The organism is Streptococcus oralis ATCC 35037, from assembly GCF_900637025.1.
Lineage (GTDB): Bacteria > Bacillota > Bacilli > Lactobacillales > Streptococcaceae > Streptococcus > Streptococcus oralis.
In genome coordinates this window covers 114,415-135,000 of record NZ_LR134336.1, presented here as the reverse complement: position 1 = coordinate 135,000, position 20,586 = coordinate 114,415, and the positions used below count along the sequence as shown (strand labels likewise).

The 20,586-nt window shown below is 44.6% G+C and carries 15 protein-coding genes, 2 tRNA genes and 2 rRNA genes (1 of these 19 only partly in view); 3 read left to right on the top strand and 16 right to left on the bottom strand.

What is annotated here, in order from left to right; all coding sequences use genetic code 11:
* The 10 genes from EL140_RS00700 to EL140_RS00650 all read right to left on the bottom strand — a co-directional run.
* Positions 1–114: ribosomal RNA gene (locus EL140_RS00700) — 23S ribosomal RNA — on the bottom strand; it reaches 2,789 nt to the left of the window's first position.
* A 122-nt stretch (positions 115–236) separates the two neighbouring features.
* Positions 237–309 (bottom strand) — tRNA-Ala (locus EL140_RS00695).
* 51 nt (positions 310–360) lie between these two features.
* Positions 361–1,909: ribosomal RNA gene (locus tag EL140_RS00690) — 16S ribosomal RNA — on the bottom strand.
* The 16S and 23S rRNA genes sit together here with 2 tRNA genes alongside, the layout of an rRNA operon.
* 230 nt (positions 1,910–2,139) lie before the next feature.
* Positions 2,140–2,211 (bottom strand) — tRNA-Glu (locus EL140_RS00680).
* Positions 2,212–2,327: 116 nt separating this feature from the next.
* Positions 2,328–2,762, bottom strand: coding sequence for a cytidine deaminase family protein (locus EL140_RS00675; RefSeq protein WP_000382004.1), 435 nt, complete (start codon positions 2,760–2,762; stop codon positions 2,328–2,330).
* A gap of 12 nt (positions 2,763–2,774) precedes the next feature.
* Positions 2,775–4,235: a glutamate--tRNA ligase gene (gene gltX, locus EL140_RS00670; RefSeq protein WP_000031045.1), complete on the bottom strand. Its 1,461-nt coding sequence runs from the start codon at positions 4,233–4,235 to the stop codon at positions 2,775–2,777.
* A gap of 127 nt (positions 4,236–4,362) precedes the next feature.
* Positions 4,363–5,712 (bottom strand): glucose-6-phosphate isomerase, encoded by a 1,350-nt coding sequence (locus tag EL140_RS00665; protein WP_000018244.1) that lies wholly within the window; start codon positions 5,710–5,712, stop codon positions 4,363–4,365.
* Between the two features lie 168 nt (positions 5,713–5,880).
* Complete coding sequence (locus EL140_RS00660; protein ID WP_000124758.1) at positions 5,881–6,570, bottom strand: gamma-glutamyl-gamma-aminobutyrate hydrolase family protein; 690 nt, start codon at positions 6,568–6,570, stop codon at positions 5,881–5,883.
* A 139-nt stretch (positions 6,571–6,709) separates the two neighbouring features.
* Positions 6,710–8,476: an ABC transporter ATP-binding protein gene (locus EL140_RS00655; protein ID WP_000859991.1), complete on the bottom strand. Its 1,767-nt coding sequence runs from the start codon at positions 8,474–8,476 to the stop codon at positions 6,710–6,712.
* Between the two features lies 1 nt (position 8,477).
* Complete coding sequence (locus EL140_RS00650; protein ID WP_000905736.1) at positions 8,478–10,184, bottom strand: ABC transporter ATP-binding protein; 1,707 nt, start codon at positions 10,182–10,184, stop codon at positions 8,478–8,480.
* Positions 10,185–10,390: 206 nt separating this feature from the next.
* Here EL140_RS00650 and EL140_RS00645 point away from each other — a divergent pair, with 206 nt between their 5' ends.
* Together EL140_RS00645 and galU are read left to right on the top strand one after the other, a co-directional pair.
* On the top strand, positions 10,391–11,407 hold the full coding sequence (locus EL140_RS00645) for an NAD(P)H-dependent glycerol-3-phosphate dehydrogenase (RefSeq protein ID WP_000745027.1): 1,017 nt from the start codon (positions 10,391–10,393) through the stop codon (positions 11,405–11,407).
* A gap of 21 nt (positions 11,408–11,428) precedes the next feature.
* On the top strand, positions 11,429–12,328 hold the full coding sequence (gene galU / locus EL140_RS00640; RefSeq protein WP_000811031.1) for a UTP--glucose-1-phosphate uridylyltransferase GalU: 900 nt from the start codon (positions 11,429–11,431) through the stop codon (positions 12,326–12,328).
* A gap of 120 nt (positions 12,329–12,448) precedes the next feature.
* Here galU and EL140_RS00635 read toward each other — a convergent pair whose 3' ends face one another.
* From EL140_RS00635 to pbp1b, 6 genes are all read right to left on the bottom strand, one after another.
* Complete coding sequence (locus tag EL140_RS00635; RefSeq protein ID WP_000658467.1) at positions 12,449–13,129, bottom strand: rhomboid family intramembrane serine protease; 681 nt, start codon at positions 13,127–13,129, stop codon at positions 12,449–12,451.
* Positions 13,113–13,652 carry a 5-formyltetrahydrofolate cyclo-ligase gene (locus tag EL140_RS00630; protein WP_000837575.1) on the bottom strand — a complete coding sequence of 180 codons (540 nt, stop codon included), beginning with the start codon at positions 13,650–13,652 and terminating at the stop codon, positions 13,113–13,115. The genes EL140_RS00635 and EL140_RS00630 overlap by 17 nt, the downstream gene beginning before the upstream one ends.
* Positions 13,653–13,663: 11 nt before the next feature.
* On the bottom strand, positions 13,664–14,794 hold the full coding sequence (locus EL140_RS00625; protein WP_000885074.1) for an N-acetyldiaminopimelate deacetylase: 1,131 nt from the start codon (positions 14,792–14,794) through the stop codon (positions 13,664–13,666).
* A 69-nt stretch (positions 14,795–14,863) separates the two neighbouring features.
* Positions 14,864–15,562 (bottom strand): 2,3,4,5-tetrahydropyridine-2,6-dicarboxylate N-acetyltransferase, encoded by a 699-nt coding sequence (dapD, locus tag EL140_RS00620; RefSeq protein ID WP_000127447.1) that lies wholly within the window; start codon positions 15,560–15,562, stop codon positions 14,864–14,866.
* A gap of 84 nt (positions 15,563–15,646) precedes the next feature.
* A complete protein-coding gene (locus EL140_RS00615; RefSeq protein WP_002875068.1) occupies positions 15,647–16,558 on the bottom strand; it encodes a DMT family transporter in 912 nt (303 codons plus the stop codon).
* A gap of 77 nt (positions 16,559–16,635) precedes the next feature.
* On the bottom strand, positions 16,636–19,137 hold the full coding sequence (pbp1b, locus tag EL140_RS00610; RefSeq protein WP_000664434.1) for a penicillin-binding protein PBP1B: 2,502 nt from the start codon (positions 19,135–19,137) through the stop codon (positions 16,636–16,638).
* 140 nt (positions 19,138–19,277) lie between these two features.
* Between pbp1b and tyrS the strand changes: the two genes are divergently transcribed.
* Positions 19,278–20,534 (top strand): tyrosine--tRNA ligase, encoded by a 1,257-nt coding sequence (gene tyrS / locus EL140_RS00605; protein ID WP_000546898.1) that lies wholly within the window; start codon positions 19,278–19,280, stop codon positions 20,532–20,534.
* Positions 20,535–20,586 lie beyond the last annotated feature (52 nt).

Here is a 20,586-nt window from a genome sequence, read left to right as displayed (position 1 = left end):
GAAATCCCTGGATCATCGCTTACTTACAGCTACCCAAGGCATATCGTCGTTTGTCACGTCCTTCTTCGGCTCCTAGTGCCAAGGCATCCACCGTGCGCCCTTATTAACTTAACCTTATTTTTTGACCTTTCAGTCATAAACTCTTTTAATACTACAGCGTTTCGGTTTATTTTCTTGTTACTATTTGATATAGATATTCAATTTTCAATGTGCATTACTTGGTGATCTCTCACCAATGGAGCCTAGCGGGATCGAACCGCTGACCTCCTGCGTGCAAAGCAGGCGCTCTCCCAGCTGAGCTAAGGCCCCACAAGACCTCTCAAGACTAAACAAGACCAATGTGCAGTTCCTTATCCTTAGAAAGGAGGTGATCCAGCCGCACCTTCCGATACGGCTACCTTGTTACGACTTCACCCCAATCATCTATCCCACCTTAGGCGGCTGGCTCCTAAAAGGTTACCTCACCGACTTCGGGTGTTACAAACTCTCGTGGTGTGACGGGCGGTGTGTACAAGGCCCGGGAACGTATTCACCGCGGCGTGCTGATCCGCGATTACTAGCGATTCCGACTTCATGTAGGCGAGTTGCAGCCTACAATCCGAACTGAGACTGGCTTTAAGAGATTAGCTTGCCGTCACCGGCTTGCGACTCGTTGTACCAGCCATTGTAGCACGTGTGTAGCCCAGGTCATAAGGGGCATGATGATTTGACGTCATCCCCACCTTCCTCCGGTTTATTACCGGCAGTCTCGCTAGAGTGCCCAACTGAATGATGGCAACTAACAATAGGGGTTGCGCTCGTTGCGGGACTTAACCCAACATCTCACGACACGAGCTGACGACAACCATGCACCACCTGTCACCTCTGTCCCGAAGGAAAACTCTATCTCTAGAGCGGTCAGAGGGATGTCAAGACCTGGTAAGGTTCTTCGCGTTGCTTCGAATTAAACCACATGCTCCACCGCTTGTGCGGGCCCCCGTCAATTCCTTTGAGTTTCAACCTTGCGGTCGTACTCCCCAGGCGGAGTGCTTAATGCGTTAGCTGCGGCACTAAACCCCGGAAAGGGTCTAACACCTAGCACTCATCGTTTACGGCGTGGACTACCAGGGTATCTAATCCTGTTTGCTCCCCACGCTTTCGAGCCTCAGCGTCAGTTACAAGCCAGAGAGCCGCTTTCGCCACCGGTGTTCCTCCATATATCTACGCATTTCACCGCTACACATGGAATTCCACTCTCCCCTCTTGCACTCAAGTTAAACAGTTTCCAAAGCGTACTATGGTTAAGCCACAGCCTTTAACTTCAGACTTATCTAACCGCCTGCGCTCGCTTTACGCCCAATAAATCCGGACAACGCTCGGGACCTACGTATTACCGCGGCTGCTGGCACGTAGTTAGCCGTCCCTTTCTGGTAAGATACCGTCACAGTGTGAACTTTCCACTCTCACACTCGTTCTTCTCTTACAACAGAGCTTTACGATCCGAAAACCTTCTTCACTCACGCGGCGTTGCTCGGTCAGACTTCCGTCCATTGCCGAAGATTCCCTACTGCTGCCTCCCGTAGGAGTCTGGGCCGTGTCTCAGTCCCAGTGTGGCCGATCACCCTCTCAGGTCGGCTATGTATCGTTGCCTTGGTGAGCCGTTACCTCACCAACTAGCTAATACAACGCAGGTCCATCTGGTAGTGATGCAATTGCACCTTTTAAGTAAATGTCATGCAACATCTACTCTTATGCGGTATTAGCTATCGTTTCCAATAGTTATCCCCCGCTACCAGGCAGGTTACCTACGCGTTACTCACCCGTTCGCAACTCATCCGCTCGGTGCAAGCACCAAGCTTCAGCGTTCTACTTGCATGTATTAGGCACGCCGCCAGCGTTCGTCCTGAGCCAGGATCAAACTCTCATTAAAAGTTTGAGTTCTCACTCATTTCTGTCACTGACAGATTTATTGTTTTTTCATTGTTCAGTACTATAACTTCAGTTATAGTGCCCTGCACATTGGTTCGTCTTGTTCAGTTTTCAAAGGTCTTTGTCACTCAATCTCTCTCAAGCGACAACTATATTAGTATATCACAGCTACCTGTCTCTGTCAACAGATTTTTTAAACTTTTTTCAAGTTTTTTTAACCGCAATACACCATAGTCCGTACGGGATTCGAACCCGTGTTACCGCCGTGAAAAGGCGGTGTCTTAACCCCTTGACCAACGGACCTTGAGCTTTTCAACTCTTTCTATTATACCTACTTTTTTACCTTTGTCAAGAACTTTTTTCCTCTTTACCGAAATTCTGAAAGGATAGGGGAAAAGAGCCAGTTAAACTGACTCCTTCTATTTATCTTGCCAATTAGTCGCACGTTCCTCTCCCCACCAGTAAGGGATCAATTCGGCAACCTTAATTGTTTTTCTTGTTTCGTAGTCCATCATGAACTCTGCTTCTTTATTCTCAGCATTCAATTCTAAGAGAAATTCTCTGCAAGCGCCACAGGGCATACCTGATCCTTCTCCGTAGGGAGGTTTATCTCGAAAGGCGAGGATTTTCTTAACTTTGGTCTGTCCTGAAAATTGATACATATTGAAGAGAGCTGCTCGTTCTGCACAGAGATGAAAAACGCCACAAGTACCCTCCATACAAAATCCTGTAAAAATCTGACCATCTTCTGCTTCTACTGCAGCAACAACATGGTTAGCATAAACAAAGTCAGAAACTTCATGGGGATTGAATAAGGTTCGTGCTTCTTCATACATCTTTTCCCATGTATCCATCGGAAGTCCTTTTTATTTGGAGATCTCTTTCAGCATATTATCGATATGCTGAATTGACTTTTCACGTCCGAGTAAGAAAATGGTGTCTGGTAATTCTGGTCCATGCATTTCACCTGATACAGCAATACGAATCGGCATGAAGAGGTTTTTCCCTTTAATACCTGTTTCTTTTTGAACTGCTTTGATTTGTGGGAAGATGTTTTCTGTCACAAATTCCTCGTCTGTCATTGCTTCTAGTTTCGCTTTGAAGGCTTCTAGAACAACCGGAACGGTTTCTCCTGCCATGACCTCGCGCTCAGCGTCTGTCAACTCTGGGAAATCTGAGAAGAAAAGGTCTGTCAGTGGAACAATCTCGTCTACTGACTTCATTTGTGGCTTGTAGAGTTCTACCATTTTTTCAGATTTATCAGTCAAACGTCCTGCTTCTTCTAAGTATGGTTTGGCCATTTCAAAGATGGTTGTCAAGTCAGCTCTCTTGATATAGTCGTTGCTCATCCAGTCTAGTTTCTTCTGATCAAATGCAGCTGGAGACTTGCTGAGGCGGTTTTCATCAAAGAGTTTAATCAATTCCTCACGAGAGAAAATTTCATCTTCGCCACCTGGATTCCAACCAAGAAGGGCGATAAAGTTAAAGACTGCTTCTGGCAAATAGCCTTTTTTACGGTAGTCTTCTATAAACTGAAGGGTATTGGTGTCACGTTTAGACAATTTTTTACCCGTTTCAGAGTTGATGATCAAAGTCATGTGACCAAACTCTGGTGCTTCCCAACCAAGCGCTTCATAGACCATGAGTTGTTTTGGCGTATTAGCAATATGGTCATCACCGCGGATAACGTGAGAGATTTGCATATCGTGGTCATCGATGACAACGGCAAAGTTGTAAGTTGGGTAACCATCTTTCTTTTGGATAACCCAGTCACCACCGATGTTGCCACCTTCAAACTCGATATCACCTTTGACCATATCATGCCATTTGTAGATACCAGACTCATTGACAGCCAAACGAACAGTTGGGATGATACCAGCTGCTTCACGTTCTGCGATGTAAGCTGCTTTTTCTTCTTCGCTCATGCCAAGATATTCATTGATGTAGCGTGGTGTTTCACCAGCTGCTTCTTGGCGTTCGCGCTCAGCTGCCAACTCTTCTTCTGTAACGTAAGATTTGTAGGCTTTTCCTTCGGCTAGCAATTGGTCGATGTATTTTTGATAGAGTTCCAAACGCTCTGATTGGCGGTAGTTTTCATGAGTTTCTGGGCTTTCATCCCAGTCAATCCCCAACCAACGAAGGTTTTCAAGCTGTGAACGTTCTCCATCCTCAACATGGCGTTTACGGTCAGTATCTTCGATACGAATGATAAAAGTTCCACCATGATGGCGTGCGTAAAGGTAGTTAAACAATGCTGTACGGGCATTTCCGATGTGTAGTAGTCCTGTTGGACTTGGTGCGTAGCGTACGCGGATATCTTTTGACATAGTTTCTCCTATAAAGTCTCTAGGCGTCTGCCTTTTTGCTTTCTATATTATATCACAAGTCTCGCCTGAGTCCAATGTCTACGAATAAAGAGAGTAAAAAGAGTGGACAAGCCACTCTTTTCTTCTATTATAGACGTGCGTTAAGTTCTTTGCTCAATTCTTCAAATCCTGGTTTCCCAAGAAGGGCAAACATGTTACGCTTGTAGGCTTCAACACCTGGTTGGTCAAATGGGTTGATGGCATTCAAGTAACCTGAAAGGGCGATTGCCAATTCGAAGAAGTAGATCGTGTAGCCAAGAGTAAAGGCATCTTGCTCTGGAAGAGTCACATACATATTTGGTACGTCACCGTCAGTGTGGGCAAGAAGAACACCGTCAGTCGCTTTTTTGTTTACAAAGTCAACGTCTTTTCCTTGAAGGTAACCAAGTCCATCAAGGTCTTCTTCCAAAGTAGGAATGATCACGTTCTTACGTGGTTTGTCAACACGGACAACTGTTTCAAACATGATACGAGTTCCTTCTTGGATAAATTGACCCAATGAGTGTAAGTCAGTTGAGAAGTTAGCTGAAGTTGGGTAAATACCTTTTTGGTCTTTCCCTTCTGACTCACCAGCCAATTGTTTCCACCATTCTGAGAAGTATTGAAGTGATGGTTCGTAGTTTACCAAGATTTCAGTAGCGTAGCCTTTACGGTAAAGGATGTTACGAACTGCTGCGTATTGGTAAGCTTCATTTTCAGCAATCTTGTCTGAAGTGTAATCTTTACGAGCTGCATTCGCACCTTCCATGAGGGCTTTGATGTCTGCACCTGATGCTGCAATTGGAAGCAATCCAACTGCTGTCAATACTGAGAAGCGTCCACCGATGTCATCTGGAACAACAAATGTTTCCCAACCGTTGGCATCTGCTTCAACCTTAACAGCACCTTTTTGGCGGTCAGTTGTGGCATAGATACGTTTGTTGGCTTCTTCTTGACCGTATTTCTTAACCAAGAGTTCTTTGAAGACACGGAAAGCGATCGCTGGTTCTGTTGTTGTACCTGATTTAGAAATCACGTTTACTGAGAAGTCTTTGTCAGCTACGTACTCTACCAAGTCAGCAAGGTAAGTAGATGAGATTGAGTTTCCTGCGTAAAGGATTTGTGGAGCTTTGCGTTCTTCTTTTGTTTGCAAGTTTGCAAAGTGGTGGTTCAAGAAGTCAATGGCTGCTTTGGCACCAAGGTAAGATCCACCGATACCAATCACAACCAAGACATCGCTATCTGACTTGATTTGCTCAGCAGCTTTCAAGATGCGGTCGAATTCTTCACGGTCGTAGTTTTCAGGAAGGTCCAACCAACCCAAAAAGTCGCTACCAGCACCAGTTCCTTTACGAATCAATTCGTCTGCAGCTGTTACTTGTGCTTGCATGTATTCCACTTCATGTGGGGCAACAAATTTGTCTAAAACTTTTGAATAATCAAATTTAATATGTGACATGATAATCCTCCAAAATTTCTTCTTTTCTATCATAACGCTTACCTTCGATTTTTTCAAGCTTTTTTATTGAATTTGCCCAATTTTTATCAGAATTCAAACGTTTGCGTAAATTTGCTAAAATATAAAAAATCTGAAAGGGCGAATAAAAACGGCTAGAGATTCTAACCGTTACAATTCATTTAATAAATACTCAAATAATTCTAAATTGCCATCTTCTTCATTGACCAGGAACTCTGGGTGCCACTGTAAACCGATAATACGATGCTCGTCGACAGACTCAATCGCTTCTACTGTCTGATCTCGAGGGTCCACCGCTGTCACACGGAAATTAGGCGCCAGGTCTTTGATGCTTTGACGATGGACTGAATTTACTTGACTTTCTTTGCCAAACAACTTAGCCACCACGCTTCCTTCTACTGTCTCAATAGAATGAGATGTTCCAAAAGGTAAGCCTTGCCAGTGGCCTTCAATTTCTTGGTGGAGAGTGCCGCCAAAAGCAACATTGACAAGCTGAACACCACGGCAGATTGCCATAATTGGTTTATTCTGACGGAGCGCTTCTTTCAAGAGAGCTAGTTCAAACTCATCGCGTACAAGGTTGTAATCATCGCTCTCAATAGTCTTTTTCTCTCCATAAAACTGGGGATGGACATTTTGTCCACCTGTCAAGATGAGTTTGTCAATCATTTCTACATAATCGCGCACAATGGACTCATCCCCTACAGGAATTACTAAAGGAAGACCACCGACTTGACGAATGCTCTCTGCAAATTTACAGGATACAGATGAGTGAATGTTTTTCCCTTCTGCATCTACAGGACATAGATTTGCAGCAACTCCTACAACCGTTCTAGCCATGATGTGTCTCCTTTCGATTTTCTTGCGACAGTCTTATCTTATCACTCCAACCCTTTCCTGTCTAATATGTTTTTTTAAAGACCGTGATAAGTATTTTTTATGGACAAGAAAAAGCTGCCCAACGAGGACAACTTCTTTTTTATTCGAAGACAAATTGATTGTGATACAGTTCCGAGTAGAAACCGCCGAGTTTGAGCAACTCGTGATGATTTCCACGTTCAATAACCTCTCCATCTTTGAGGACAATAATCTGATCGGCATTGAGGATGGTCTTGAGACGATGGGCAATGACAAAACTGGTTCGTCCTGCTACAACTGCCTCCATGGCATGTTGAATCTTGCTTTCTGTTACGGTATCCACATTGGAAGTCGCTTCATCTAAAATTAAGACTTGAGGATCTGTCATCAAGGTCCGAGCGATGGAAATCAATTGTTTCTGCCCAGTCGAGAAGATATTTTGCTCATCATCAATAAGGGTATCATACTTGTCAGGCAAGCTTTCGATATAGTCATGAATATGAGTTGCCTTGGCAGCTGCTTCGACCATTTCCTGACTGGCATCTGGCACACCAAAGCGGATATTGTCCCGAATCGTTCCACTAAACAAGACCGAATCCTGCAAGACAATCCCGACCTTGCTCCGCAGACTGTCCAAGTCGTAGTCACGGATGTCTTTGCCATCAAAAGAAATGCTACCTGCATCCACATCGTAGAAGCGATTGATAAGGTTCATGATGGTCGTTTTCCCTGAACCAGTCGGACCGACAACTGCTATCATCTGCCCCTTAGGAGCTGAAATGCTAACATCTTTTAAAATCGGCTTGTCTGGCACATAAGAGAAATCAATATGACTGATTTCAACACCTTCTCGCAATTCCGTAAAGGCAGGCGCATTTTGCGGACGAATCTCTTCTTCTGCATCGAACATTTCTTGGATACGATCCGCTCCAGTAAAGGCCAACTGGAGGCTCCCCCAACTCGCAGCCACCTGGATAATTGGCTGGTAGTACTGCTGAGAAAATTGGGTAAACATGACGATCAAACCTAGGGCTGTCGTTGTTTCGATACTTGGATCGTTCAGCAGGACCGCAGAACCTGCAAAAATAACGATGGCCGTATTGACCAAGCTCATCCCATTCATAACAGGAAACAGGATGCCTGAGAACATTCTCCCTTTAAAGGTTGCCTTGCGCACGCGCTCATTTTGCTCCACAAAGCCTGCTACGATGTCATCTTGAATTCCTTGTACGATAACAGCTTTCTGTCCAGAAATACTCTCGTCCATGTAGGCATTGAGTTTCCCAACCTCTTTTTGCTGGAGATTGGTGTACTTGCGGGCCATTTTCACGATGAAGACCAACATGAGAAAGGCTACTGGGGTGCTAGCTACTGTTATCAGGGCTAGTGTCACATTTCTTGAAAACATGACAAAGATCAAACCGATGTAAAGAGCAATATTGCTCATGACCTGAACTAGGCTTTCATTGAAGGCTTGAAGGATGTTGTCCAAGTCACTCGTAAAGCGAGAGAGGATATCGCCATCCTGATGGCGGTCAAAGAAAGAAACCGTTAAACGAGAAAGTTTGCCAAAGAGGCCCTTACGCATCTCATTTGTTGACTCAGCAATCACACGGGTCATCAAGGTCATGTAAATCAAACTAGATACCACTAAGGCGAGGACAACCAGAGCTAGATTCAGCATCAGAGCTGACAAACTCTGCCAGGCTAGTTCGGAAGTCCCATTTTGATAAGCTAGAACTAGGTTAGCTAGCTCTGTGACTGCTTGACCTGAAAAAACTGGAAAGAGGGCTTGGGCAATCGTCGCAACCGCAACCATCAGAATCACAATGACAAAGGAGAACTTGTAAACTTTAAAATAATTCCAGAAAAATCGAACGGTTTTCATTTTATTCCTCCTTTCCCTTTTGTGTTTCGTAGATTTCGCGGTAGATGGCGTTGTTAGCTACCAAATCTGCATGCCGTCCTTCTCCAATCAAGCGCCCTTGATCCAAGACCAAAATCTTGTCCGCATGGACGACTGAACTGATCTTTTGAGCGATGATAATGGTTGTTGTCCCTTTCAGATCTTTGTTCAAAGCTTCCTGCACGAGTCTCTCTGACTTAGCATCCAAAGCCGAAGTCGAATCATCAAAAATCAGGATACGGGGATTGCTGACAATCCCACGGGCAATGGACATCCGTTGTTTTTGTCCACCAGAAAAATTGGTGCCTCGTTCTTCGACCTGACTCTCAAATTTGTTTTCCATGCGTCCGATAAATTCGCTGGCTTGGGCAATCCGTGCTGCACGTTCCATTTCTGACACGCTGGCATTGCCTTTTCCTTGACGAAGATTATCTGCAATGGTCCCACTAAAGAGAATAGCACGTTGCAAGACGATGGAAACTGTTTTACGTAAGGTTCCCTCGCTGACGTCTCGAATATCCTTGCCACCAATCTTGATAGATCCCTCTTGTGGATCAAAAAGCCGTGGAATTAACTGAGCTAGGGTGGATTTCCCTGCTCCAGTCGCCCCAACCACACCGACCATCTGACCAGGCGCAATTTCAAAGGTCACATTCTTCAGCATAGGCTCATCGTCATTGGGATAGGTAAAGGTCACATTTTCAAAAGAGAGACTTCCTTCTAACTCTTCGTCTGGGAGATCTTTAAATGTCATCGCTGGCTCGGTATCTAGAATTTCGCGGATACGACGCAAGGAAATCATGGCACGACTGACAGAATTTCCTAAAAATCCAACCATGATGATGGTAAAGATAATCTGGCTGAGATAGTTGATAAAGGAAGCAATCGAGCCCACAACAGATGGATCTGACTGAGCCATGCCTGCCACCAACCAGATAGAGAGGAAGACTGCCCCATAGCCGACTAGCATCATAACAGGTTCTATAACTGAGAAGGCATAACCGATATAAAGATTTTGGCCGAGAAGTTCATCTGAGACTTCGGTAAATTTGTCAAATTGTGCTTTTTCCTGCACAAAGGATTTAACCACGCGCACACCACGTAGATTTTCCTTAGCGATAGCATTGATCCGTTCAAGAAGGGTTTGAAACTTAGCAAATCGTGGTCCCATCATTCCCATCATGATGGCTGTTAGTGCAAAGATCAAGAGCACCATGAGGACAATCACCCACCAAAGTGATGGAAGAGTGTGAACCGCCAAGATAAAGGAACCGATAAAGAGAAGAGGGAGACGGAAAAGAATTTGAAAAGCCATCATCACCACGTTCTGAATTTGGTTGATATCATTGGTCATACGGACGACAAGGTTGCCGGCATTAAACTGCTCGATATTGGCATAAGAAAAAGTCTGGATCTTGCGAAAAGCGTCTTCCCGAAGGTCCGAAGACACTCCTTGAGCAATATAGGCTGCAAGCGTTACATTGACCCCACCTGCAACCAGACCGACTAGGGCTACTCCTATCAGCCAAGTGCCAATACTATAAATAGCCTCATTTTGTCCGGCCAACAAAGCCTCTAACACCTCTTGCAAATAGCGCGGTTGCAAGAGCGAACTCGCAACCATCAAGCCTGTCATCATTAAGGATGCCAAGGCCTGCCATTTATAGGTTTTTATTTTTTTAATCAGCATATTTCCTCCTAATAAAATAGATAAAGGGAGCGACATCCTGCGTCAGCTCCTTCTCATTCGTTCATATTGATGCTATTCTAGCAAAAAAGAGGCATCTTGTCAAAGAAGTCTCCTTATTATAAATTAGTACGCTTTCATCTACAGGTGATGCATGAAAAGGCTTTTTATGGTAAAATGGAAGGAAGAACTCTTACAAGGAGGAAAAGATGAAGAAACAAACCATCGCTGTCTTGGGTCCTGGTTCTTGGGGAACTGCCCTTTCGCAGGTCCTAAACGACAATGGACACGAGGTTCGAATTTGGGGAAATATTTCTGACCAAATTGATGAAATCAATAACCAACATACAAACAAACGCTATTTCAAAGATATCCTACTCGACGAAAAAATCAAAGCCTATCATGATTTAGAAGAAACACTAAAGGATGTGGATGCTGTTTTATTTGTGGTCCCAACAAAAGTAACGAGACTGGTTGCCCAACAAGTAGCAAAGGTGCTTGATCACAAGGTTGTCATCATGCATGCCTCCAAAGGATTGGAACCAGATAGCCACAAACGTCTATCAACTATTCTTGAAGAGGAAATCCCAGCTGACCTCCGTAGTGAAGTCGTTGTTGTTTCAGGACCTAGCCATGCTGAGGAAACTATTGTACGGGATATTACCTTGATTACAGCAGCCTCTAAAGACCTTGAAACTGCTCAGTACGTCCAAAATCTCTTTAGCAATCACTACTTCCGTCTCTATACTAATACGGATGTTATCGGAGTTGAAACCGCTGGTGCTCTCAAAAACATCATCGCAGTTGGCGCTGGGGCATTACATGGCCTAGGATTTGGCGACAATGCCAAGGCGGCTATCATTGCCCGTGGCTTGGCTGAAATCACCCGTCTAGGGGTTGCTCTGGGAGCTAACCCTCTGACTTATAGCGGTCTTTCTGGAGTTGGAGATTTGATCGTAACGGGGACATCTGTCCACTCTCGTAACTGGAGGGCCGGTGATGCTCTCGGTCGTGGAGAATCCCTCGCAGACATCGAAGCAAACATGGGTATGGTCATCGAAGGAATCTCAACAACTCGAGCGGCTTACGAACTGGCTCAGGAATTGGGTGTCTACATGCCAATCACACAGGCTATTTACCGAGTGATCTATGAAGGTGTCAATATCAAAGAAGCAATCACTGACATCATGAGCAATGAATTTAAAGCAGAAAACGAATGGTCATAGACCCTTATAGAAAGGAACATCATGAAACAAAAAGTCAGAAAAGCAGTCATCCCAGCCGCTGGATTGGGAACTCGCTTCCTCCCAGCAACTAAGGCCTTGGCCAAGGAAATGTTGCCAATCGTAGACAAGCCCACTATCCAGTTTATCGTTGAAGAAGCTCTCAAATCTGGTATCGAAGATATCTTGGTTGTTACAGGTAAGTCAAAACGTTCTATCGAGGACCATTTTGATTCAAACTTTGAATTGGAATATAACCTTAAAGAAAAAGGGAAAACAGATCTTTTGAAGCTGGTTGATGAGACAACCGGCATGCGCCTGCATTTTATCCGCCAAACGCATCCACGTGGTCTCGGCGATGCTGTTTTACAAGCCAAGGCTTTCGTCGGAAATGAACCTTTTGTCGTTATGCTTGGTGATGACTTGATGGATATCACGAACGAAAAGGCTGTCCCACTTACCAAACAACTCATGGATGACTACGAGCGTACTCACGCGTCTACTATCGCTGTTATGCCAGTCCCTCATGACGAAGTATCTGCCTATGGGGTTATTGCTCCGCAAGGCGAAGGAAAAGACGGCCTTTATAGCGTTGAAACCTTCGTTGAAAAACCTGCACCAGAGGATGCTCCTAGCGACCTTGCTATCATCGGGCGCTACCTCCTCACTCCTGAGATTTTCCAAATCCTCGAAAACCAAGCTCCAGGTGCAGGAAATGAAATTCAGCTGACAGATGCAATCGATACCCTCAATAAAACACAACGTGTATTTGCTCGTGAGTTCAAGGGAGCTCGTTACGATGTCGGAGATAAGTTTGGCTTTATGAAAACCTCCATCGACTACGCTCTCAAACACCCACAAGTTAAAGACGACTTGAAAGACTACCTCATTCAACTTGGGAAAGAGTTATCTGAGGAGGAATAGAAGAAAAACAAAGCTCTTAAATAAGGGCTTTGTTTTTTTGTTGAAGCTTGCAATAAAAAAGCCATCTTTGCAGATGACTTATTAGCAACCGAATCGGTGCTCGCTTTTAACTATTCCCCCCTACACATAGTTCATTCCCTTATAGCAAAGGAAAATGGCTAGTGCGATAAAAAGTACAGTTGCTCCGAGTCGCTGGCTAGTACTGTACATCCTTCTCTCCCATTTGACTGGGAAGATGACTGCTAGAAAGGCACCGCCTACTGCACCGCCAATATGCCCTGCTAGGCTGATTCCTGGAATCAGAACACTTCCAATGATATTTATCACGAAAAGCGTCAGGTAGGATTGCCCCAACTGCTGGATATAGGGGCTGCGAGTCGCGTAGCGCAAAACGATAATCGCAGCAAATAGTCCATAGAGGGAGGTGGATGCTCCTGCTGCTAGGACTTTCGGTGTGAAAGCAAACACAAAGAGATTGCCCATCATTCCTGATAAGAGATAGAGAAAAAAGAACTGCTTAGAACCGAAAATCTCCTCCACCTGTCGTCCAAGAAAGTAGAGCGAAATCATATTGACAATGAAATGCTCCCATCCAATATGCACAAATATAGCCGAAAAAAGGCGCCAAATCTGCTCAGGGAACAGGCGAATGATTGGTCCATACATGGCTCCAAACCGAAGCAAGGTATCCGCTCGTTCAAAATTTAAGCCTGTAAGAATCAACATCAAGAGAAATACCAAAGCTGTTACTAGAAGGAAGAAACTAGTCACAGGATAACGTTTATCAAAGATTTCCTTCATAGATTAGCACCTCCTGGACGGGAATATCATGGTCTTCCAAGTTAAACTCCTGAATTTGACAAGGATAGATTGTACTCAGGCTCTGCCCAGCAAAATTCTCCAGATAGCGGTCGTAGTAACCTCCACCATATCCAATCCGATAGCCCTCTGTTGTAAAAGCCAGGCCCGGAACATGAATTAAATCAATCTGAGACGGTTCCACCACTTCCAAGTCTCCTTGCGGTTCCAGTAAGCCAAAGGAAGTTTTTACCAACTGCTGCGGATGATAGACCACAAACTCCATTCGCCCCTTGGGATAGGTTTTGGGTATCAGAACTTTTTTGCCATCCTTCAGCGCCTGCTCGATCAATTCTTGCGTTTGAAATTCATGAGGGAAGGAGAGATAGGTTGCGATGGTCTTGGCTTCTTGGTAAAAGGGGTGATTCAAAAATCGTTTTGTTAAAGCTCGATCCATAGCCTGTTTTTGTTCCTGAGATATAGCCTTCATTTCTTGCAAGACTTGCTTGCGTAATTTCGATTTCATAGCTAAGCCCTCTACTCCGCCGCTTTCTTTTTGAGAAAACTAGAAACCGCCTCAACACCAATGGCTAGGGCTTCTTCCTTGGGACTCATCTGAGGATGATGAAGAGCATAAGGACTGTCGATACCTAGCCAAAACATAACCCCATCAACCTTTGAAAGAAGATAACCAAAGTCCTCACCAGTCATAGCAGGCTCGATATCAATCAACTCGACTCCCTCTTTTTCTTCAAAGAAGTCCATCAGTTCACGCGCCAAGGCTGGATTGTTCTCAACAGGTAGGTAGCCTCCTTGCTTGAGTTCCACTTCAACTTCCATATCAAAGGCTGCTGCAACCCCTTCTGCGACTGTCTTGACTCTTTTTTGTACCAAGAGGCTCATGTCCTGAGTCAAGGCGCGAATGGTTCCGTGTAAAAATGCTGTGTCTGTAATGACATTGTTGGTTGTTCCAGCTTGGAAAACACCAAAGGTCACCACTGCTCCCTCAATTGGATTGACATTGCGGCTGACAACTGACTGTACTTGGGTTACAAAGTAACTAGCAGCCACCAAGGCATCATTGGCTTCATGCGGAAAGGCTGCGTGGCCACCTTTGCCTTTGAAACGGATCTTCACCTCGCAAGTCCCAGCAAAGAGTGTATGGGTATTGGTCGCAATCTGGCCAACTTTCAAATCCGGACGAACATGGAGTCCATAAAACTGGTCTGGTAGCCAGTCCTCAAAAGCGCCATCCTCATACATGAGCATACCACCGGCTTCATTCTCTTCAGCAGGCTGAAATAGGAAGAGCAGATTATTCTTGGGTTGCTCCTCAAGGGCGCGCTCTAAACAGCCCAAGGCAATGGTCATATGAAAATCATGGCCACAAGCATGCATGCGACCTTGGTGTTGAGAAGCAAAAGGCAGGCCTGTTTGTTCGACGATAGGCAGGCCATCAATATCTGTCCGCCAACCAATGGTCCGCTCCGGCTGACTTCCCTGCAAATAGACCAAAATTCCTGTTCGCCAAGTACGAACTTGAACAAAGTCCTTGCCCTCAATCAATTTCTCAATCACATCCAGCAAATAAGCCTGAGTCTCGAACTCCTCCAAGCCAATCTCTGGAATCTGGTGTAAATCTCGTCTAGTCTGAATCAAATCTAACATCTATCGATCCTCCTTTTGATAGAAGAAAGAGGCTGGAAAAAGGGTTCCGCCTCTTTTTTACTTTTACAATTACAAGGTACGAAGCGCATCCTCAAGCGCTGTTTTTTGTTGGGTTTGGGCATCAATTTCTTTGATGATACGAGCTGGAACACCTGCTACTACAACGTTTTCTGGAACATCTTGGGTAACAATAGCTCCTGCTGCAACGACTGAACCGCTACCGATTTGGACTCCTTCAATAACCACTGCATTGGCACCGATAAGAACATTGTCTCCGACGCGGACTGGTTCAGCACTAGCTGGCTCAATCACACCGGCCAAAACTGCCCCTGCACCAACGTGGCTATTTTTTCCAACGATAGCGCGGCCACCAAGGATGGCACCCATATCAATCATGGTTCCTGCACCGATTTCAGCACCGATATTGATAACGGCTCCCATCATGATAACAGCATTGTCACCAATTTCAACCTGGTCACGGATAATAGCACCTGGCTCGATACGAGCGTTAATCGCACGTTTATCTAGCAAAGGAACTGCAGAATTGCGAGCATCTTGCTCAACAACATAATCTTGATTTTCTACCAAACCTTCGAGAAGCGGAGCGACGTCCTTCCAGTCTCCGAATAAAACATTTCCTAGTTTGACAACAGAGCTTGGTACAGCAGTTGCGAGTTCTCCCTCAAAGGTTACTTTGACACTGGTTTTCTTTTCAGCATTGGCGATAAATTGGATGATTTCTTGGGCATTCATTTTTGTAGCAGTCATAGGCGCCTCCTGGTTCGTTATAATGATACCTATTCTACCAAAAAAGGCTTCAAATTTGAAGCCTCAACTATCAAATAAGCATCTTTACTTGGCTTGTTTTGCTTCTTCCACAGATAAGAAAATCATCGGAACGATAATCAACACCATAGCTAAGGCCAAAAAACCATCCATGACCAATCCTAGAAAAAGAACACTTAATATTGCTGAAGAAAGCGGTTCGCTAGCACTTACCACCGATACAACCAGCGGGGAAACGAGTGACACAGCCTTCATAGATAGGAAGAAGGCAAAAGCGGTGCCAAACACGGCAATCATCAGACAAATCAGCACACTTACTAGATCCACTTGAAAACTTATCCGATAAATGGGGTAAAGGAAATTACTAAAGAGTCCTGCCAGGATCATCCCCCAACCAACAGTCGGAACAAATCCGTAACGCCGTGCAAAACGCTGAGGCAGGATAACATTAAACATGACCCCTACTGCACTGAGCAAACCTGTTACTAGAGCCAAAGGTGTCATGGACAACTGGGATAAATCCCCTTTTGTAGCCATCAAAAAAACACCTAGCATGGCAATCAAAACATAGAAAACAGCTGTAATCGAAGCCTTCTTCTGGTAGACAATGCGATTGTAAAACAAAATAAAAACGGGGCTGATAAATTGCAAAATGGTTGCCGTCGTCGCATTGGAATACTCAACGCAGAGATAGAAGAAAAACTGCACAGAAAAAATACCTAGAATAGCATAGGCTAAAAAAGGTAGATAATTTTTCTTATCACGCCAGATGTCCAATAATCGAGTGCGCAACTGAAAGGCCGATAAGCCTAAAACCAAACTCCCCGCTACCAGTAAACGCATAGAAGTAATCCATCCAGAAGACACCGGATAATGAGTGAAAAAATACTCTCCTAAAATCCCACAGATTCCCCAGATTAGGCCTGAGAGTAGCGAATATAGTGTTCCCTTAACAATCTTTTTCTGATAATGATTCATATTATTATTGTAACACGAAACCAACAAAGAAAAAAGTAGCAACAAGGGGAAATTACTAACCTTGCTGCTACTCTATCTTAACGATTAAATAGACGTGAACGTCCTGAAGAGCCACTCTGAGTATCTCCACTCGAACTTGTTGTTCCCGAACCGCTACTTGAGCTTGGAGGAGTTACTGCAGGAATGCTTCCTAGAATATTCTTCCAAGCATTCTGATAATCTGCATCGCTTCCTCCAATAGCGAAGCGGTAGGTGGTTACTGGCGCTCCTTCTTTAGTAGCCCAGTAACTTGTTACGGTAGAACCGGAAACGTTAACTTCTTTGCCATTAATTGAAACCTTGCCCGGTTTCTCCCCTGTCGACTTGAGGACTTGTGACTTGGTCACACTTGAGTCGAGATTAAAGCGCTCATTCCCCCAAATGCCAGGTTTTGCTTGTTGAATAGCATTAACCAAGTGGGCCATATAGTTGGCATTGCGGTAGTGGCCCGCCCCTTTGGCTAGCGGGCGGTTGTCATCGTGACCTAGCCAGCCACCCAAGGTCAAGCGAGGCGTAGAAAGCATAAGCCACATATTTTCATCTTCATTGGTTGTCCCAGTTTTTCCAACCCAGTCGGCGCTAGCGAGGCTTGGATTGATGGTAGCCAAGTCTGTCTGGAAACTTGAGGTAATCCGAGATGAAATAACATCGCGAAGCAAATTTTGCATGATGGTCGCTGTCGCTTTTGAGTAAACTTGGACAGGTTTATCCTTGTGCTCGTATACCACTCGACCATCTGTTGACTCTATCTTGGCGATCATATGTTTCTTATGGTAAACTCCGTTGTTGGCCAGAGTCTGATATCCGTTAGTATGCTGAGCAACTGTAACGTCAATTCCTCCGCCCATCGGTAAACTCTCAATACCATATTCTGGGATTTCGTAACCCATTTTTTCCATATAGCCTTTAACATCAACACCCTTCTCTCGGAGTGTACGATAAGTCCAGTAGGCTGGGATATTCCATGAGTAGTTAAGGGCTTCTCCCAATGTCATCATACCTGTACCAGGACTATTGACATACATGATGGGATTGCCGTTTGAAAAGTTGGTTGGATAGTTTGATAAGATGCTTGCACTTCCCATCAAACCTTGGTCAATGGCAATACTGTAAGCCAATATCGGCTTAGTAGTTGAGGCAGGAGAACGTTTTGTGTCGATAGCGTGGTTATTCTGATTTTTTTGATAATTGCGACCACCGACAAATCCAAGAATAGCTCCTGTTTGGTTATCCATGAGGACATTCCCCACCTCAGGCTGTCCTGTCGAATCATCTAGCAGATAGCCGTAGGTTGCCACCGCATTTTGCATCGCAGCATGAACATTTTTATTGATAGTTGTCGTAATCTTATATCCACCATTTTCAATTTCCTTAGTCGCTAAATCACGATAAGCTTTCTGGATGGATTCATTCTTTTGCTCTTGTACAGAAACATTATCTCTCTGAATCAGGTAGTCATACATCCGATCAGTAGCTTCTGCCAAGGTTGCGAAGTAGAGATAGTCACGCGAAGTACCACTGACACTACCAGATGGTAGGAAGTCTTTCTTAAAATCATAATCCTTGTACTTGTCGTAATCTTCCTGACTTAGAGCCCCTGTCCGGTACATATTATAGAGAACATCTCTAGCCCGTTTGATCCCCAGAGCCAAATCCTCCTCACTCTTCATACTACCGTCAGATTCATAAGGGGAGTAACTGATTGGGCTCTGTGGCAATCCTGCAATAAAGGCTGCTTGAGGGACCGTTAAATCCGAAGCCTTAACCCCAAAGATTCCTTCTGCAGCCTGTTGGGCACCTGCAATATTTTGGCCTTTATGATTGCGACCAAAAGGAGCAATATTAAGGTAGGTTGTTAAAATCTCATCCTTACCCATAGCCCGCTCTAAAGCTAGAGCATCAATGATTTCTTTGGCCTTACGAGCTAGAGTGGGAGCATCCCCCACCACTTGCTGCTTGATAACCTGCTGAGTCAAGGTCGAACCACCACTGGATGACCCCAGACCGACAAAAGTTCCCAGGGTCGCACGAATAACGGCCTTAGGCACGACTCCCTTGTGCTCGTTGAAATTCTCGTCCTCTGTCGCAATGATAGCCTTCTTAAGATTGTCTGAGATAGCATCTGAAGCGACTGAAGTGCGCAACAAATCGCCCTCGATCGAGGCAATGGTACTGCCGTCAGAATAAGTGATTTCTGAGATAGAGGCAATATCCTTCACTTGCTTGACCAACTCTTCTGCTTGAGGTACCTGGGCCTTGTCAAATAGAGCGACTCCATAACCCATAGCCACCCCAGCACCAAACAGTCCACCGATAAAACCTAGGATAAAGAGAGTATTAAAAACTATTTTAAACCCACTCAAAACCTTAGCAAAATTAGATCCTGCCCTTCCAACTTTATCAGAAGAGGTCCCCTTTTTACCGGTTTTCTTATTAGCCAGTTTTTCTGCTAGTCTTTTCTTCCATTTTGCAATTCGTTGCATTAGCTGCTGGAAAAAATGCAGCATTTTTGTTTTTAATTCATTAATTCTTTCTTTCATGAATGTCCTCGCTTTCTCTATTATACCATAAAAGGGAAACTTTCAATAAAATAGCTACTTTCTTCCCTATTCCACTAGGCTATTAATCAAGTTTGTGATACAATAGGTAGAAACAATATTTTATAAAGGAGAAAAGACACATGCACATTTTTGATGAGCTAAAAGAGCGTGGTTTGATTTTTCAAACGACTGATGAAGAAGCTTTGCGTAAAGCCCTAGAAGAAGGTCAAGTTTCTTATTATACTGGCTACGATCCAACTGCTGACAGCCTTCACCTAGGCCACCTTGTCGCAATCTTGACAAGTCGTCGTTTGCAACTAGCAGGTCACAAACCTTATGCGCTCGTTGGCGGTGCTACAGGTCTCATCGGAGATCCGTCCTTCAAAGATGCTGAGCGTAGTCTCCAAACAAAAGACACAGTAGATGGCTGGGTCAAGTCTATCCAAGGACAACTTTCTCGTTTTCTTGACTTTGAAAATGGTGAAAACAAAGCTGTCATGGTCAATAACTACGACTGGTTTGGCAGCATCAGCTTCATCGACTTCCTCCGTGATGTCGGAAAATACTTCACTGTCAACTACATGATGAGCAAGGAGTCTGTGAAAAAACGGATTGAAACTGGAATTTCTTACACTGAGTTCGCTTACCAAATCATGCAAGGGTACGACTTCTTTGTCCTTAACCAAGACCACAATGTTACTCTGCAAATCGGTGGTTCTGACCAATGGGGAAACATGACAGCTGGTACCGAATTGCTTCGTCGTAAGGCTGACAAGACAGCCCATGTTATCACAGTTCCACTCATTACAGACGCGACTGGTAAGAAGTTTGGTAAGTCAGAAGGAAACGCAGTCTGGCTCAACCCTGAAAAGACTTCTCCATACGAAATGTACCAATTCTGGATGAACGTCATGGATGCTGACGCTGTTCGCTTCTTGAAAATCTTTACCTTCTTGTCACTGGACGAGATTGAAGACATCCGCAAACAATTTGAAGCTGCTCCACACGAACGCTTGGCTCAAAAAGTCCTGGCTCGTGAAGTCGTGACTCTTGTTCACGGAGAAGAAGCTTACAAAGAAGCTCTTAACATAACTGAGCAACTCTTTGCTGGAAACATCAAAAACCTTTCTGTCAAAGAACTCAAACAAGGACTTCGTGGAGTGCCAAACTACCAAGTACAGGCAGACGAAAACCACAATATCGTGGAACTTCTCGTCTCATCTGGTGTGGTCAATTCAAAACGCCAAGCCCGTGAAGACGTTCAAAACGGAGCTATCTACGTCAACGGCGACCGTATCCAAGACCTTGACTATGTCTTGAGCGACGCAGATAAGTTAGAAAACGAACTCACTGTTATCCGCCGCGGGAAGAAGAAATACTTTGTGTTGACTTACTAAATTGTTAAACATTTACCTATAAACAAAGGAGTTACCCTCGAGAAAGGTAACT

Coding starts and splice junctions, on each gene's coding strand:
- dapD (WP_000127447.1), bottom strand. CDS start 15,562: ATGACTGCTACAAAAATGAATGCCCAAGAAATCATCCAATTTATCGCC.
- EL140_RS00635 (WP_000658467.1), bottom strand. CDS start 13,129: ATGAAGGAAATCTTTGATAAACGTTATCCTGTGACTAGTTTCTTCCTT.
- tyrS (WP_000546898.1), top strand. CDS start 19,278: ATGCACATTTTTGATGAGCTAAAAGAGCGTGGTTTGATTTTTCAAACG.
- EL140_RS00650 (WP_000905736.1), bottom strand. CDS start 10,184: ATGCTGATTAAAAAAATAAAAACCTATAAATGGCAGGCCTTGGCATCC.
- EL140_RS00625 (WP_000885074.1), bottom strand. CDS start 14,794: ATGTTAGATTTGATTCAGACTAGACGAGATTTACACCAGATTCCAGAG.
- galU (WP_000811031.1), top strand. CDS start 11,429: ATGAAACAAAAAGTCAGAAAAGCAGTCATCCCAGCCGCTGGATTGGGA.
- EL140_RS00630 (WP_000837575.1), bottom strand. CDS start 13,652: ATGAAATCGAAATTACGCAAGCAAGTCTTGCAAGAAATGAAGGCTATA.
- EL140_RS00655 (WP_000859991.1), bottom strand. CDS start 8,476: ATGAAAACCGTTCGATTTTTCTGGAATTATTTTAAAGTTTACAAGTTC.
- pbp1b (WP_000664434.1), bottom strand. CDS start 19,137: ATGAAAGAAAGAATTAATGAATTAAAAACAAAAATGCTGCATTTTTTC.
- EL140_RS00615 (WP_002875068.1), bottom strand. CDS start 16,558: ATGAATCATTATCAGAAAAAGATTGTTAAGGGAACACTATATTCGCTA.
- EL140_RS00665 (WP_000018244.1), bottom strand. CDS start 5,712: ATGTCACATATTAAATTTGATTATTCAAAAGTTTTAGACAAATTTGTT.
- gltX (WP_000031045.1), bottom strand. CDS start 4,235: ATGTCAAAAGATATCCGCGTACGCTACGCACCAAGTCCAACAGGACTA.
- EL140_RS00645 (WP_000745027.1), top strand. CDS start 10,391: ATGAAGAAACAAACCATCGCTGTCTTGGGTCCTGGTTCTTGGGGAACT.
- EL140_RS00660 (WP_000124758.1), bottom strand. CDS start 6,570: ATGGCTAGAACGGTTGTAGGAGTTGCTGCAAATCTATGTCCTGTAGAT.
- EL140_RS00675 (WP_000382004.1), bottom strand. CDS start 2,762: ATGGATACATGGGAAAAGATGTATGAAGAAGCACGAACCTTATTCAAT.